Source organism: Nonomuraea typhae (assembly GCF_009760925.1).
Lineage (GTDB): Bacteria > Actinomycetota > Actinomycetes > Streptosporangiales > Streptosporangiaceae > Nonomuraea > Nonomuraea typhae.
Map to the genome: position 1 here is coordinate 458,296 of NZ_VRLV01000003.1, position 13,608 is coordinate 471,903.

At 73.8% G+C, this 13,608-nt stretch carries 16 protein-coding genes and 1 pseudogene; 11 read left to right on the forward strand and 6 right to left on the reverse strand.

Translation table 11 applies throughout. The annotated features are described in order from the left end of the window. Genes FVE25_RS14230 through FVE25_RS14255 form a run of 6 tightly spaced genes read left to right on the forward strand, consistent with a single transcriptional unit; the run spans position 1 to position 6,593 of the window. Complete coding sequence (locus FVE25_RS14230; protein ID WP_157247129.1) at positions 1-945, forward strand: ABC transporter permease; 945 nt, start codon at positions 1-3, stop codon at positions 943-945. Further along, positions 942-2,657: a dipeptide/oligopeptide/nickel ABC transporter permease/ATP-binding protein gene (locus tag FVE25_RS14235; RefSeq protein WP_157247131.1), complete on the forward strand. Its 1,716-nt coding sequence runs from the start codon at positions 942-944 to the stop codon at positions 2,655-2,657. Before FVE25_RS14230 ends, FVE25_RS14235 begins: the two co-directional genes overlap by 4 nt. After that, on the forward strand, positions 2,651-3,577 hold the full coding sequence (locus tag FVE25_RS14240; protein WP_157247133.1) for an ABC transporter ATP-binding protein: 927 nt from the start codon (positions 2,651-2,653) through the stop codon (positions 3,575-3,577). Before FVE25_RS14235 ends, FVE25_RS14240 begins: the two co-directional genes overlap by 7 nt. Beyond that, positions 3,574-4,890 carry an amidohydrolase family protein gene (locus FVE25_RS14245; RefSeq protein WP_157247135.1) on the forward strand — a complete coding sequence of 439 codons (1,317 nt, stop codon included), beginning with the start codon at positions 3,574-3,576 and terminating at the stop codon, positions 4,888-4,890. Before FVE25_RS14240 ends, FVE25_RS14245 begins: the two co-directional genes overlap by 4 nt. Before the next feature lie 10 nt (positions 4,891-4,900). Then, on the forward strand, positions 4,901-5,719 hold the full coding sequence (locus FVE25_RS14250) for an amidohydrolase family protein (RefSeq protein ID WP_157247137.1): 819 nt from the start codon (positions 4,901-4,903) through the stop codon (positions 5,717-5,719). A gap of 31 nt (positions 5,720-5,750) precedes the next feature. Further along, positions 5,751-6,593: a sulfurtransferase gene (locus FVE25_RS14255; RefSeq protein ID WP_157247139.1), complete on the forward strand. Its 843-nt coding sequence runs from the start codon at positions 5,751-5,753 to the stop codon at positions 6,591-6,593. Here the strand turns inward: FVE25_RS14255 and FVE25_RS14260 are convergent. Genes FVE25_RS14260 through FVE25_RS14275 form a run of 4 tightly spaced genes read right to left on the reverse strand, consistent with a single transcriptional unit; the run spans position 6,590 to position 9,167 of the window. Further along, positions 6,590-6,802 carry a hypothetical protein gene (locus tag FVE25_RS14260; protein WP_157247141.1) on the reverse strand — a complete coding sequence of 71 codons (213 nt, stop codon included), beginning with the start codon at positions 6,800-6,802 and terminating at the stop codon, positions 6,590-6,592. The two genes, FVE25_RS14255 and FVE25_RS14260, sit on opposite strands and share 4 nt — an antisense overlap. 3 nt (positions 6,803-6,805) lie before the next feature. Next, positions 6,806-7,534, reverse strand: a complete 729-nt coding sequence (locus tag FVE25_RS14265; RefSeq protein WP_157247143.1) for an alpha/beta fold hydrolase — start codon at positions 7,532-7,534, stop codon at positions 6,806-6,808. After that, complete coding sequence (locus tag FVE25_RS14270) at positions 7,531-8,163, reverse strand: LysE family translocator (RefSeq protein ID WP_219825493.1); 633 nt, start codon at positions 8,161-8,163, stop codon at positions 7,531-7,533. The genes FVE25_RS14265 and FVE25_RS14270 overlap by 4 nt, the downstream gene beginning before the upstream one ends. A 29-nt stretch (positions 8,164-8,192) precedes the next feature. Further along, positions 8,193-9,167, reverse strand: coding sequence for a helix-turn-helix transcriptional regulator (locus FVE25_RS14275; RefSeq protein WP_157247147.1), 975 nt, complete (start codon positions 9,165-9,167; stop codon positions 8,193-8,195). 60 nt (positions 9,168-9,227) lie between these two features. On the opposite strand from FVE25_RS14275, the gene FVE25_RS14280 reads away from it, so the two are divergent. After that, entirely contained in the window at positions 9,228-10,643 is a 1,416-nt protein-coding gene (locus FVE25_RS14280) for an ATP-binding protein (protein ID WP_157247149.1), read from the forward strand. Between the two features lie 34 nt (positions 10,644-10,677). After that, on the forward strand, positions 10,678-11,862 hold the full coding sequence (locus FVE25_RS14285) for a tetratricopeptide repeat protein (protein WP_181019589.1): 1,185 nt from the start codon (positions 10,678-10,680) through the stop codon (positions 11,860-11,862). Positions 11,863-11,893: 31 nt separating this feature from the next. Here the strand turns inward: FVE25_RS14285 and FVE25_RS14290 are convergent, their stop codons facing one another. Continuing rightward, the gene (locus FVE25_RS14290) at positions 11,894-12,655 is read right to left on the reverse strand and encodes a TSUP family transporter (RefSeq protein WP_157247152.1); all 762 of its coding nucleotides are present in this window, start codon (positions 12,653-12,655) and stop codon (positions 11,894-11,896) included. Between the two features lie 108 nt (positions 12,656-12,763). On the opposite strand from FVE25_RS14290, the gene FVE25_RS14295 reads away from it, so the two are divergent. After that, on the forward strand, positions 12,764-12,880 hold the full coding sequence (locus FVE25_RS14295; RefSeq protein ID WP_157247154.1) for an AsnC family transcriptional regulator: 117 nt from the start codon (positions 12,764-12,766) through the stop codon (positions 12,878-12,880). A gap of 51 nt (positions 12,881-12,931) precedes the next feature. Here the strand turns inward: FVE25_RS14295 and FVE25_RS14300 are convergent, their stop codons facing one another. Next, positions 12,932-13,093 carry a hypothetical protein gene (locus FVE25_RS14300; RefSeq protein WP_157247156.1) on the reverse strand — a complete coding sequence of 54 codons (162 nt, stop codon included), beginning with the start codon at positions 13,091-13,093 and terminating at the stop codon, positions 12,932-12,934. Between the two features lie 77 nt (positions 13,094-13,170). Between FVE25_RS14300 and FVE25_RS57005 the strand changes: the two are divergent. Then, positions 13,171-13,281 (forward strand): annotated as a pseudogene (locus FVE25_RS57005) (Lrp/AsnC ligand binding domain-containing protein); the annotation flags it as partial. 13 nt (positions 13,282-13,294) lie between these two features. After that, entirely contained in the window at positions 13,295-13,579 is a 285-nt protein-coding gene (locus FVE25_RS14310) for an oligopeptide/dipeptide ABC transporter ATP-binding protein (RefSeq protein WP_157247158.1), read from the forward strand. Positions 13,580-13,608: the final 29 nt, after the last annotated feature.

Sequence of the window (13,608 nt, forward strand, 5' to 3'; positions counted from 1 at the left end):
ATGAGCAGGTTGATCCTCACCCGCCTGGTCACGCTGGTGCCCCTGCTCCTGCTGGTGTCGGTCATCGTCTTCGTGCTGATCCACCTGACCCCGGTCGATCCGATCAGGCAGATCCTCGGCGAGGGCTCCAGCATGGAGCAGCGGGCGCAGCTGGCCCGCGAGCTCGGCTATGACCGGGCGCTGCCGGTGCAGTTCGGCGACTGGGTGCTCGGCGCATTCCGCGGCGACCTCGGGGTGTCCATCTTCACCAAGCAGCCCATCCTGGAGACGTTCCTGGGCCGGCTGCCGGTGACCCTGGCGCTGGTGGCCGGCGGGGCGCTGGTCGCGATCGCGATCGGGGTGCCGCTGGGCGTGTTCGCCGCCCTGCGCAGCGGGTCCGCCGCCGACCGGGTGGTCACCGGGATCACCTCGCTCGGGCTGGCGATCCCCGGATTCTGGCTGGCGCTGCTGCTCGTGCTGGGCTTCGCCGTACAGCTGAGGTGGTTTCCCGTGCTCGGGTTCACCCGGTTCCAGGACGATCCGGCGGCGTGGGCGCGGGGGCTGGTGCTGCCGAGCGTCGCGCTGGCCATCCACTCGGCCGCGGTGATCGCCCGGCAGACGCGCGGCGCGGTGCTGGAGACGTTGCGGGCGCCCTATGTGCAGGCGCTGCGCGCGGTGGGCACGCCACGGCGGCGCATCGTCTACCGGTACGCGCTGCGCAACGCGATGGTGCCGATCGTCACCGTGATCGGCTGGGAGCTGGCCGTGCTGCTGGCGGTGAGCTTCGTGGTGGAGCGGGTGTTCGCCATCCCGGGCACCGGGACGCTGCTGCTGGACGCCGTGGTGCGCAACGACATCCCGCTCGTGCAGGGCGGCATCCTGCTGGTGGCCTGCATGGTCGTGCTGATCAACCTGGCCGTGGACGTCGCCTACGGGCTGCTCGATCCGAAGGCGAGGCCCCAATGAGCGTGGACCAGGTCGAGGTCGAGCGGGTGGTCGTCACCACCGGGTGGGCGCGGGTGCTGCGCCGCCTGGTGCGCCAGCCGCTGACCCTCGTCTGCATGGCCTTCCTGCTGCTCCTGGTGGCGGCGGCGGTGTTCGCGCCCTGGCTGGCGCCGCACGACCCGTCCCGGCTCAACGTGCCCGGCAAGCTCGCCGGGCCGAGCGCCGGGCACTGGCTCGGCACCGACGAGCTGGGCCGCGACCAGCTGTCCCGGATCATCTACGGCAGCCGGGTCGCGCTGCGCGCCTCCCTGCAGGCGGTGGCGCTGGCGCTGCTGGTCGGCGTGCCGCTGGGCCTGGTCATCGGCTACCTGGGCGGCTGGTGGGACCGGGTGGCGATGCGCCTGGTGGACGCGATCAGCTCGCTGCCCGCCCTGCTGCTGGCCTTCGGCGTCATCGCCGTGCTCGGCCGCGGGCTCACCAACGCGATGCTGGCCATCGGCGTGGTCTTCGGCATCCACCTGCTCCGGCTCACCCGCGGCGCGGTGCTGGTCGAGCGCGAGCAGCCGTACGTGGACGCGGCCAGGGTGCTGGGGCTCTCCACGCCGCGCATCGTCTTCGGCCAGATCCTGCCCAACGTGGCCGGGCCGCTCATCGTGCAGTCGGCCATCTTCCTCGGGCTGGCCCAGCTGTTCGAGGCCACGCTGAGCTTCCTCGGGCTGGGCATCGAGGTGGGCGACGCGAGCTGGGGGCAGATGCTGGACAAGTCCCGCGCCTACGCCGCCCAGCAGCCCTGGCTGCCGGTCTTCCCCGGCCTGGCGATCACACTGACCGTCCTGGCGTTCAACCTGCTGGGCGACGGCATCCGGGACGCGATGGGCCGGCACGGGGACGCGGTGCTGCCGTGGCGGCGCCGTACCCCCAAGGCCACGCCGACGCCCGCGGCCGACGGCGGGGCGCTGCTGCAGGTGCACGATCTGCGCGTGGAGTTCCCCGGCCAGGTCGCGGTCGGCGGCATCGGCTTCGACGTGGCGGAAGGCGAGGTGTTCGGGATCGTCGGCGAGTCGGGCTCGGGCAAGTCGATGACCGCGCTGGCGCTCGCGGGGCTGGTCCCGCCGCCCGGCGAGGTCACCTCCGGCAGCGTACGGCTGGCCGGGCGGGAGCTGATCGGCCTGAGCGACGCCGACCTGGCCGCGGTGCGCGGGCCGGGGATCGGCATGGTCTTCCAGGACCCGGTCTCGGCCCTGTCGCCGGTGCACACGATCGGCCGCCAGCTCTGCGAGCCGCTGCGCACCCACGAGGGCCTGTCCAGGCGCGCGGCCAGGGAACGGGCGGCCGAGCTGCTCACGCTGGTCGGCGTCCCGGACGCCAAGCGGCGGCTGAAGGACTACCCGCACCAGTTCTCCGGCGGCATGGCCCAGCGGGTGGTGATCGCCAGGGCGCTGGCGGCCCGGCCCAAGCTGCTCATCGCCGACGAGCCGACCACCGCGCTCGACGTGACGATCCAGCGCCAGGTGCTCGACCTGCTGCTGGACCTGCGGGAAGGGTTCGGCATGACGATCATCCTGATCACCCACGACCTGGCCGTGGTCGCCGACGCCTGCGACCGGGTGGCGGTGATGCGCGAGGGCCGGATCGTGGAGACGGCGCCGGTCGATCCGCTGTTCAACGCGCCCGCGCACGACTACACCAAGGCGCTGATCGCCGCCACGCCGACGGGAGTGAGCCCATGCTGAGCGTTGAGGGGCTGCGCGTCACCTACGCCTCGGGGCGGCGGCGTTTCGACGCGGTGCGCGGGGTCAGCTTCACCGTCGCGCCCGGGGAGACGTTCGGGCTGGTGGGCGAGTCGGGCTGCGGCAAGAGCACCACCGGGCGGGCGTTGCTGCGGCTGGTGCGGCCCTCGGCCGGGCGCATCACCTTCGACGGGCACGACGTGGCCGCCTTCGGGCGCAGGACGCCGCAGTGGTACCGCCGGGCCGTCCAGGTGGTGTTCCAGGATCCGCTGGCCTCGCTCAACCCGCGCATGCTCGTCTCGCAGACGCTGGAGCAGGCGGTGCGCGCCGGCGGCGGCGACGCGAACGTCGCCGAGCTGCTCGACCAGGTCGGCCTGGCGCAGAAGCTGGCCGGCCGCTACCCCTACGAGCTGTCCGGCGGGCAGCGGCAGCGGGTGGCGATCGCCCGCGCGCTCAGCGTCGGCCCCCGGCTGGTGATCTGCGACGAGGCGGTCAGCGCGCTGGACGTCTCCACCCAGGCCCAGATCGTCGACCTGCTGACCGGGCTGCAGAAGGAGCTCGGGCTCAGCCTGCTGTTCATCTCGCACGACCTGGCCGTGGTGCGGCAGATCAGCCACCGGGTCGGGGTGATGTACCTGGGGCGGCTGGTCGAGACCGGGCCCGCCGAGCAGGTCTACCGCGAGCCGCGGCACCCCTACACCCGCATGCTGCTGGACGCGGTGCCGGTCCCCGACCCCAAGGCGCAGCGCGAGCGGCGGCTCGGGCGGGCCCGGCCGCTGGGCGAACCGGCCAGCCCGCTCAGCCCGCCGTCCGGCTGCGCCTTCCACCCGCGCTGCCCGCTCGCGATCGACGCCTGCCAGGCGGAGGACCCGCCGCTGCGCGACGGCGTCCTGTGCCACCTCGAACCCAAGGAGAACGCGTGAAGACCCTCATCCGCGGCGGCCACCTGCTGACCATGGATCCGGCCATCGGCGACGTGCCCGGCGGCGACCTGCTCATCGACGACGCGGTGATCACCTCCGTCGGCGAGACCGTGGCCGCCGGGGCCGACCAGGTGATCGACGCGACCGGCAAGATCGTGATGCCGGGCTTCGTGGACACCCACATCCACCTGTGGCAGACGGTGATGCGCGGGCTGGCCGGTGAGCTGTGGAAGGGCGAGTACTTCGAGAAGGTCCTGCCCTACCGCTCCCGCTACCGGCCGGAGGACATCTACGCCGGCGGGTACGCGGGCGGGCTGGAGCTGCTGGCCAACGGGGTGACCACGGCGCTGGACTTCTGCCACGCCATCGTCACCCCCGAGCACTCCGATGCCGCCGTGCAGGCCCTGATCGACTCCGGCGTGCGCGGCGTGCACGGCTACAGCATCCGGGAGAAGCCTCTGGGCCACTTCACCACCCACGACCAGCGCCTGGCCGACGCCGTGCGCGCGCACGAGGCGATCACCCACGACCGGGTCACGCTCATGCTGGCGCTCAGCGACCTGGAGACCATCGACATCGCCAAGAGCGCCAAGGAGGTGGCCTTCGCCAGGGAACGCGGGCTGCGCATGACCATCCACTCCAACTTCCCCGGCCAGATCACCGAGATGCACGAGGCCGGGCTGCTCGGCCCCGACCTGCTGCCGGTGCACGGCAACGTGTTCACCGACGACGAGATCCGCATGCTGGCCGACGCCGACGCGAGCCTGTCGGTCACCCCGTCGGTCGAGGTCGGCCTCGGCTCCCCGTTCACCGTGCAGCGCCGGGCCGCCGCGCTGGGCCTGCGCACCGGCTGGGGCTGCGACGTGGCCACTTACACCAACGCCGACCTGCTGGGCCAGATGCGCCTGGGCTACCAGCTGACCTGCTACCTGGACTCCCAGGCCGAGCGCGCCGAGGGCAGGACCGGACGGCGCCGCCCCGGCATCCCGACGCTGACCGCCCGCGACGTGCTCAGGAACGGCACCATGAGCGGCGCCGAGGCGCTCGGCCTGGCCGGCCGGATCGGCAGCCTCACCCCGGGCAAGCAGGCCGACGTGATCGTCATCGACCCCGGCGCGTTCGGCACCCCGCTCGGCGACCCCGCCGCGCAGGTGCTCATGCAGGCGAGCACGCGGGACATCGACACCGTCCTGGTCGCCGGTGAGGTCCGCAAGCGCGACGGCCGGCTCGTCGGCGTCGAGGAGGGCCGGGCCAACCGGCTGGTGGAGGCCGCCCGCGCGCACGTGCTGGCCGAGTTCCCGTCCCACGACTGATGCTCCTCTGATGCTCGTCGACCACCACGCCCACCTGTGGACGCACGACTACCTCGACCGCCTCGAGAGGTACGGCCGCGCCGACACCTCGGTCCAGCGGCACGCGATCGCCTCGATGGGCGAGCGGTTCGCGCTGATGGAACGGGCCGGCGTGGACCGGCAGCTCATCTCGGTGGTGCCCCAGGGCCCGGACTTCGCCGACGCCGCCCACGCCGTCAGCGCGGCGCGGCACGCCAACGACCTGTACGCGGCGGCCGTCCAGCAGTCGGGCGGACGGCTGGGCGCCCTGGCCGCGCTGCCGCTGCCGCACGCGGACGCGGCGCTGGAGGAATTGCGCCGGGCCTTCGACGAGCTGGGCGCGGCCGGGGTGGCGGTCAACGCCGACCGGCTCGGCACGCTCGGCCCGCTGTACGAGGAGCTCGACCGGCGCGGCGCGCTGCTGCTCGTGCACCCGTCGGGCCGCCTGAACGTCGGCGGCGGCGCCCTGCGCTGGATGCTGGGCGCCCCGGTCGAGGACTCCGTCGCCGCCCTCACCCTGGTGCGCGAAGGCGTCCCGCAGCGCTTCCCCCGCCTGCGCATCCTCGTCCCCCACCTCGGCGGCGCGCTGCCGATGCTGGCCAGGCGCATCGACCACCAGTCGGGCGAACCGCTCGCCGAGGCGCTGCGGCTGCTGTACTACGACACCGCCTGCTTCGCCCACCCGCCCGCGCTGCGAGCCGCCGCCGAGACCTTCGGCCGGGACCGGCTCGTGCTCGGCACCGACTTCCCGTTCACGCCGTTCCTGGAGGAGGTGGCCTGTGCCCGGCCCGTGGTGACCGCTTGCTTATGAGACGTATATCGGCGTCGGCGAGGGTACGGCCATGAGCTACGAGAAGTCTTTGGCCGACGTCACCTGGGCCCGGCGGCACCTGGACGACCCGGAGGTCGTCTTCGTCGAGGTGGACGAGGACACCACGGCCTACGACCGCGGCCATATCGAGGGCGCGGTGAAGCTGGACTGGACGAAGGACCTTCAGGACCCGGTCCGGCGGCAGTTCGTGGACCAGGCGGGCTTCGAACGGCTGATGGCCCGCGTCGGCATCGGCCGCGAGCACACGGTCGTCCTGTACGGCGGCAACAACAACTGGTTCGCCGCCTACGCCTACTGGTACTTCACCCTGTACGGTCACCCGGACGTGCGCCTGCTGGACGGCGGCCGCAAGAAGTGGGAGCTGGACGGCCTGCCGCTGGTCACCGAGGCGCCGGACCGGGCCGCCACCGTCTACAAGGCGGATCCGCAGCGCGCCGGCATCCGCGCGCTGCGCGACGAGGTGCTGGCCGCCATCGGCACGGTCCGCCTCATCGACGTGCGCTCACCCGACGAGTACGCCGGGCGGCTCCTGGCGCCGGCCCACCTGCCGCAGGAGAGCGCCCAGCGTCCCGGCCACATCCCCACGGCGCGGAACATCCCCTGGTCGCAGGCGTGCAACGCGGACGGCACGTTCAAGTCCAGGACCGAGCTGCGTGAGCTGTACGGCGAGCCGCGGGGCCCGGTGATCGCCTACTGCCGGATCGGCGAGCGCTCCGCGCACACCTGGTTCGTCCTGCACGAGCTGCTGGGCCACCCCGACGTGCGCAACTACGACGGCTCGTGGACCGAGTACGGCTCGCTGGTCGGCGTCCCCATCGAGCTGGGCGACGGCACGATCTGGGACAACGTCTAGCGTCTGCCGTACTTCTTGTGGACGGCCTGCTTGCTCACCCCGATGGCGTCGGCGATCGTCGCCCAGGCCAGGCCCGCCACGCGGGCCCTGCGGACCTGCACCGCCTCCATGCGCTCAATCTCCCGGCGGAGCGCGGTGGTGGCCTGCAGGGCCCGCAGCGGGTCCTCGTCCTGCGCCTGCCGCATCAGGTTGGCCAGGTCGTTCGTCATGCACTAAAGGTAGTCCAGCAGCAGCCGGGTGATCTCCTCCGGACGCTCCATCGAGGGAAGATGACCGGCCCAGCCGAGCTCGACGAGGCGGCCCTGCGGCAGCCGGCCGGCCAGGTGGGGGCCGCTCTGCCGGAAGTGCAGCAGGTCGTGGGCGCCGGTGACGACCAGGGCGGGCACATCGACGGCGGCCGGGTCCACCGCCACCTCTTCCTGCTCCAGGTCGTGGCCGAGCTGCAGCTCGAACGCGCGCGCCTGCATCTCCACGACCCGGGCGCGGGTCTGCGCGGTGGCCTCGGGGCCGAGCCAGACGTCGGCGTTCAGCTCGGCGGCGGCCTGCACCTCACCGAGCTCGAGCAGCCGGTTCTCCTCGGCGATGAACGCCTTCAGGTCCTCGCTGCGCGGCAGGTCGGAGCCGGCGTTGAGCAGCACCAGCTTCCCGGCGTACCCCTGCGCGGCCAGTTCCAGGGCCACCCGGGCGCCGTAGGAGGCGCCGACCAGCCTCGCCTCGCTCAGCCCCAGCCGGTCCAGGACCGCGGCGACGTCTCCGCTGTCGCTGTACGGCCCGGCCGCCTCGTAGGGGCTGCGGCCGAAGCCACGGAAGTCCACCGTGATCACCCGGAAGTGCCCGGCCAGGGCCTCGGCCTGCGGCCGCCACATCCGGGAGTCGGCGACCCCGGCGTGCAGCAGGACGACCGGGTCACCGGATCCGGCTTCGCCGTACCAGATCGTCATCGCGACTCCACCGCGAGGCGCACGCCGAGGCCGATGAGGACCACGCCGGAGACCTGCTCCAGGCGGCGGCGCACGGACGGGCGGTTGAGCAGCTCCTTGGTGCGCGCGATCGTCCAGACGACCAGGGCGAACCAGAGGGTGTCCACGAGCACCCAGATGACGGCGAGGAGCACGAGCGTGAGGGGGACGTTCTGGCCCGGCGGCACGAACTGCGGCAGGAACGACATCGCGAAGACGGCGGCCTTCGGGTTGGCCAGGCAGGTGCCCAGGCCGGCGAGGTAGGACCGGCGCCAGCCGGTGACGGGCTCGGCCGTCTCCGGCTCGGCGGCGTCCGGGGCCCGGCGGCGTTTGCGGGCCTGCCACAGCGACTGGGCGCCCATGTAGACCAGGAAGACGGCGCCGGCCACGCGCATCACGTCGTAGGCGAGCTGGGAGGCCAGCAGCAGGGCCGACAGGCCGAAGGCGGCGGCCAGGGCCCACAGGAAGATGCCGGTCTCGTTGCCGAACGTGGCGGCCATGCCGGAGCCGCGGCCGGCCCGCAGCGTCTGTCGGAGGATGACCGCCGCGCTGACCCCGGGCACCATGGCCACCAGGAGACAGGCCCCAACGAAGGCAACAAGCAGATACATGCCGGACATACTTCCACGGATCCTGTTGCTCAGCCGTACAATTTCGCCAGCTCCGCGACCGCCTCCGCCATCAGTTCCCGCAGCTCGGGAGGGCCGACGACCTCCACCGACGCCCCCATCCGCAGCAGCAGCCAGCGGGCGTGGGTGATCGACTCGATCGGCACGACCAGGGTCCGCCGGCCCTCGGGGCCCGGCTCGCCCGCCTCGGCCAGCGCCGCGGTCACCACGTCCTCGCCCAGGGTGTAGGCCAGCAGGCCCTCCGTGCCGGGGGCGATCCTGATCTCCGCCTGCGCCGTGTACATGCGCTCGCGGAACTCCTTGGCGTACGCCTGCCAGAACGCCGCCAGCTCGAAGCCCTCCGGCCGCTCGAAGACGTCCTCCCGTGTCTCGGCGCTCAGGATGCGCGCGACCCGGTAGGTGCGCGGGTTCCCGCCCTCGGCCGGGGCCGCCACCATGTACCAGGAGCCGCCCTTCAGCACCAGCCCGTACGGGTGCAGGACCCGCTCCACAACCTGCCGCCCCCACCGGCGGTAGGTCATCCCGAGCACGCGCCGCTCCCAGACCGCCTCCGACACCTCACCCAGGAACGGCACGTCGTCGGACCCCCGGTACCAGCCCGGCACGTCCAGCAGGAACCGCTCGCGCAGGCGCGTGGCGTGGGAACGCCGCTCGGGCGGCAGCGCGGCCAGCAGCTTGAGCTCGGCGTTGGCCACCACCTCCGACAACCCCAGCTCCGCCGCCGGCCCGGGCAGCGCGGCCAGGAACAACGACGATGCCTCCGCGGCGGTCAGCCCGTTGAGCCGGGTCCGGAAGCCGTCCAGCAACTGGTAGCCGCCCGCCGGCCCGCGATCGGCGTACACCGGCACGCCCGCCGCCGACAGCGCCTCGACGTCGCGGTAGACGGTCCTGACCGACACCTCCAGCTCCCCGGCCAGTTCGCCCGCGGTCATCCTGCCCCGGGTCTGGAGCAGCAGGAGCAGGGACAACAGGCGGCTGGCGCGCATGTCAGCACGATATCTTGACACCCTTGTCCCGTAATCCACCCAGAAAGGGATGACTGCCCCGTGGTCGACGACGGCGGCCTTCAGGCGCTGCGCGAGGCGGCACGCCTGTCCCCCGACAACCTGCCCCTCCGGCGCCACCTCGCCGACACCCTCCTGGCCAGGGGCTACCTGGCCGAGGCGGAGGCCGAGTACCGCGCCGCCCTCGTACTGGCCCCGCGCGACCCGGGCATCAGCACCGGACTGGCCGAGTCCTTCGCCCGTCAGGGTGCGTACGGCGTGGCCCTGTCGGTGCTGGAGCCGTTCCTGGCCCAGCCCGGGTACCCGGCGCGGATGGGCGTGGTGGCCGCGCGGGCGTTCCTGGGTGAGGGGGACGTGGCGCAGGCGGGGTACCGCTACCACGAGGCGATCCTGCGGGACCCGTCCGCCGCCGACCCCGACCTGGCCGCCCGCCTGTCGTCGGGAGCCCGCCCGGCACCCGCCGCTGGGCCGCCCGCGCAGCCGGTCGCGGCTCCGGGCTCCTCCGGGCAGCCGGTCACGGCTCCCCGGCCGGCCGGGGTTCCGGCCGCGCCGTACCAGCAGAGCGCCGGCACGGACGGCGGCGCCGAGGTGGAGCGCTCGCGCTTCACCTTCGCCGACGTGGCCGGGATGGAGGCGGTCAAGGAGGCGCTGCGGGTCAAACTGCTGCTGCCCGTCCAGCAGCCGGAGCTGTTCGCCGCCTTCGGCAAGCGGGCCGGCGGCGGCGTCCTGCTGTACGGGCCGCCGGGCGCGGGCAAGACCCACCTGGCCAGGGCCGCCGCCGGTGAACTGGGCGCGTCCTTCGTCAACGTCGGGCTGGCCGACATCCTCGACATGTACGTCGGCCAGAGCGAGCGCAACCTGCGCGGCGTCTTCGAGATCGCCCGCCGCAACCGGCCCTGCGTGTTGTTCTTCGACGAGGTCGACGCCCTGGCCGCCCGCCGCTCCGACATGCGGCAGGCGCACACCCGGCAACTGGTCAACCAGTTCCTCGCCGAGCTGGACGGCGTCGACGACCGGGCCAACGAGGGCGTCCTGGTGCTGGCCGCCACCAACGCGCCCTGGTACATCGACGTGGCCTTCCGCCGCCCCGGCCGCTTCGACCAGCTCGTCTTCGTGCCGCCGCCCGACACCGCCGCCCGCGCCGCGATCCTGCGCATCCTGACCCGCGACAAGCCGCTGGCCGAGATGGACTTCGACGCCATCGCCCGGGCCACCGAGGACCTCGTGGGCGCCGACCTGAAGGGCCTGGTGGACCGGGCCGTGGAGGCCAAGCTGCGCGAGTCCGTGGCCGCCGGGCGGCCGGTGCCGCTGACCACCGGCGACCTGCTGGCCGCGGCCGGGACGGCGGCGCCCAGCTCGGTCCGCGAGTGGCTGGCGACCGCGCGCAACTACGTCATGCACGCCAACGAGTCCGGGGCGTGGGACGAGCTCATGCCCTGGATCGACCGCAAACGGTGAGAGCCTGGGATGGCCGTGACAGGGGCGGCACGTGGTGAGCACCGAGACGGGCCTTCAGCGGGCCCGCGCGCTGCTGGATCTGGGGCGTGGCGCCGAGGCCGCCCGCGAGCTGTACGGCGTGCTGGCCGAGGAGCCGGAGCACCCGGTCGCCCACGCGTACCTGGCCCTGGCCCTGCGTGCCCAGCGGCGGTACGCCGAGGCGGCCGCGAGCGCGGCCGAGGCGATCCGGCTGGCGCCGGACCACTGGTTCGGCCACTACGTCGCCGCGCAGGTGCACCTCGCCGCCGGGCAGGCCGGTCCGGCGCTGCCCGCGGCCGACGCCGCCCTGGCGCTGAACCCGGACTGGGCGCCCCTGTGGGAGCTGCGGGCCCGCATCCTGCTGAGCAGCGGCCGGCCCGCCGACGCCGCGGACGCCGCCCGGCGCGCCCTGGCCCTGGACCCCGAGGACCCCGACCCCGCTGCCCTGCTGGCCATGGCGCTGACCCAGCTCGGCCGCGGCGCGGAGGCGCTGGGCGCCGCCCGTGACGCCTTGCGCCTGGACCCCGAGAGCCCGAACGCCCACCTGGCGCTCGGCCGGGCCGAGCTGGCCCACGGCGATCCGGCGCGCGCCGCCGGCGCCTTCCGCGAGGTCCTGCGCCTGGCGCCCGGTTTCGACGACGCGCGCGACCTCCTGGTCGTGGCGTTGAAGCGCCGCAACCCGCTCTACCGGGCGCTGGACCGCTTCCGCGGCCGGTACCGGGGTGGCTGGCGGCTGGTGCTGCTGCTGCCGGCCGTACCCCCGCTGATCGTGGTGTTCGTCGTCATCGCCGTCGCGCACTGGGCGGCCTGGCTGGCCGAGGCGTGGGCGACGCTCCGCCTGCACCTGGGCGCCCGCACGCGCCTGCTGCTGGCGGGCAGCGAGGCGCGCGTGGCCGTGCTGTGCTGGTCCCTGTGCGGCCTCGGCCTCGCGGCGCTCGTGGCGGGCATCGCCCTGGGCCACGAGCCCCTGGGGACGGCCGGCGTGGCCGTCATGGCCCTGGTCACACCGGTCCAGGAGGCCGCCCACACCTCCGCCCGCGCCGGTCGCGCCGTGCTGTACGGCTGGGCGGCCCTGCTGGCCCTGGCCGCGGCGGTGTCGGCGGCGTTGCCGGCCGGCCAGACGCCGGGCCTGCTGTGCGCCTACGCGGCGCTGGCCACGATCTGGGTCGCCACCCTGGCCAGGCGCCTGACCCGGGCCTGAGCCCGTCCTGTGCCCAGCCTGCGCCCGGCCGTCAGCCGAACTGCTGCCAGGCCAGGCGGGTCACCATGGCGGCCACGACGAGCAGCAGGACGATGCGGACGAACCCGGCGCCCCGCTTGAGCGCCATGCGGGCGCCGAGGCGGGCGCCCGCGACGTTGCAGACGGCCATGCCGAGCCCGAGCGCCCACAGCACGTGCCCCTGGAGCCCGAAGACCAGGAGCGCGCCCACGTTCGTCCCGATGTTGATGATCTTCGCGGTGGCGGAGGCGTTGACGAAGTCGAGGCCGAGGATGGCGGTGAAGGCGATGATCAGGAACGTCCCGGTCCCCGGCCCCATGATCCCGTCGTAGAAGGCGATCCCGACGCCGGCGACCGCGACGGCCGTGATCACCCGGGCGCCGGTCCGCAGGTGCGGCCGCGGCACCTGTCCCATCGCGGGCCGCAGCGTCACGAAGGCCGCCACCCCGAGCAGCACCGCCATGACGACGGGCCGCAGCACGTCCGCGCTGATCGCCGCGGCGGCCAGGGCGCCGAGCCCGGAGCTCACCACCGCCAGCGCACCCGCCGGGATCGCCACCCGCCGGTCCAGCTTGGTGGAGCGCACGTAGGTGATGGCCGCGGTGGTGGTCCCGAAGACGGACGACAGCTTGTTGGTCGCCATGGCCTGCACCGGCGGGATCCCGGCCACCATGAGCGCGGGCAGTTGCAGCAGCCCGCCGCCGCCCACGACGGCGTCCACCCACCCGGCACCGGCGGCGGCCACCAGCAACACGACGATCTGCTCCAGCGACACGCCACTCCCCCGTCATGGCCAACGAACCACCAAGAGGGTATAAACCCCGGTTCCCGGAGGTTCGGCGGGCCCCTTATGCCCTGCCGGGGCAGCCCGTAAATTGTGGTGATGGACCGGCTCACCCTGGACGACCTCGACCGCGCCATCGTCTCCGCCCTGCAGGTGGACGCCCGGGTGACCTGGGGCAGGCCGGCCGACGTCCTGGGCGCCGCGTCCATCGCCTGACCGCGCCGGGGTCCTGCGGATCGTGGGGGTGGCCAGCCCGTACTTCGCCGGTTACGCCACCCCGCTCATCGTCCGCGCGCGCTGCGCCGCGGGCGCGGTGCCGTCGGTGCTGGGGAACCTGGCGCGGCGCAACGACACGTTGTGGGTGGATCTGCTGGTCGGCGGGCTGGACATCTGCTTCGTGACGTTCGCCGGGTCCAGGGAGAGCCGCACCGCGTTCCTGTTCAAGGAGCTGCCCGGCATCGACCATCTGACGGACGTGTCGGTCTCCAGTACGGCCGGCCGCCCTCGACCGGGTCGGCCGGGCCCTGGCGACCCAGCCGAACGTGCGGTTCGCGGCGGCCACGACGGGCCCGGTGAACCTGGTGGCCTCGGTGTGCGCCCGCGACCTGCCGGAGCTGTACGACTTCCTGCATGTACCTCGGCCGGGTGGTCGAGCGCGGGCCGACCGAGGACGTGCCGGGCACGCCGGCCCACCCCTACACCCGGGCGCTCGTCTCGGCGATGCCCATGCCCGACCCGGTGAAGGACCGGTCCCGGCCGCGGGTCCTGCTGCCCGGCGACCCGCCCGGCGCGCTGAGCCCGCCCGGGGGTGCGGCTTCCATCCCCCGGTGCCCGCTCTACGCCGAACGGCTCGGCCGTACCGAACGCGAGCGCTGCCGGACCGAGCGCCCGCTCGCCCGCGTCGCCTGCCACTAGTTACTATCCGCCTACGGCTACTCGCAGTG

What these genes read in the sequence shown, in the direction of transcription:
- FVE25_RS14310 (WP_157247158.1), top strand. Translation starts at nt 13,295, where the DNA reads ATGTACCTCGGCCGGGTGGTCGAGCGCGGGCCGACCGAGGACGTGCCG.
- FVE25_RS14230 (WP_157247129.1), top strand. Translation starts at nt 1, where the DNA reads ATGAGCAGGTTGATCCTCACCCGCCTGGTCACGCTGGTGCCCCTGCTC.
- FVE25_RS14295 (WP_157247154.1), top strand. Translation starts at nt 12,764, where the DNA reads ATGGACCGGCTCACCCTGGACGACCTCGACCGCGCCATCGTCTCCGCC.
- FVE25_RS14240 (WP_157247133.1), top strand. Translation starts at nt 2,651, where the DNA reads ATGCTGAGCGTTGAGGGGCTGCGCGTCACCTACGCCTCGGGGCGGCGG.
- FVE25_RS14235 (WP_157247131.1), top strand. Translation starts at nt 942, where the DNA reads ATGAGCGTGGACCAGGTCGAGGTCGAGCGGGTGGTCGTCACCACCGGG.
- FVE25_RS14265 (WP_157247143.1), bottom strand. Translation starts at nt 7,534, where the DNA reads ATGACGATCTGGTACGGCGAAGCCGGATCCGGTGACCCGGTCGTCCTG.
- FVE25_RS14255 (WP_157247139.1), top strand. Translation starts at nt 5,751, where the DNA reads ATGAGCTACGAGAAGTCTTTGGCCGACGTCACCTGGGCCCGGCGGCAC.
- FVE25_RS14260 (WP_157247141.1), bottom strand. Translation starts at nt 6,802, where the DNA reads ATGACGAACGACCTGGCCAACCTGATGCGGCAGGCGCAGGACGAGGAC.
- FVE25_RS14270 (WP_219825493.1), bottom strand. Translation starts at nt 8,163, where the DNA reads ATGTATCTGCTTGTTGCCTTCGTTGGGGCCTGTCTCCTGGTGGCCATG.
- FVE25_RS14275 (WP_157247147.1), bottom strand. Translation starts at nt 9,167, where the DNA reads ATGCGCGCCAGCCGCCTGTTGTCCCTGCTCCTGCTGCTCCAGACCCGG.
- FVE25_RS14250 (WP_157247137.1), top strand. Translation starts at nt 4,901, where the DNA reads ATGCTCGTCGACCACCACGCCCACCTGTGGACGCACGACTACCTCGAC.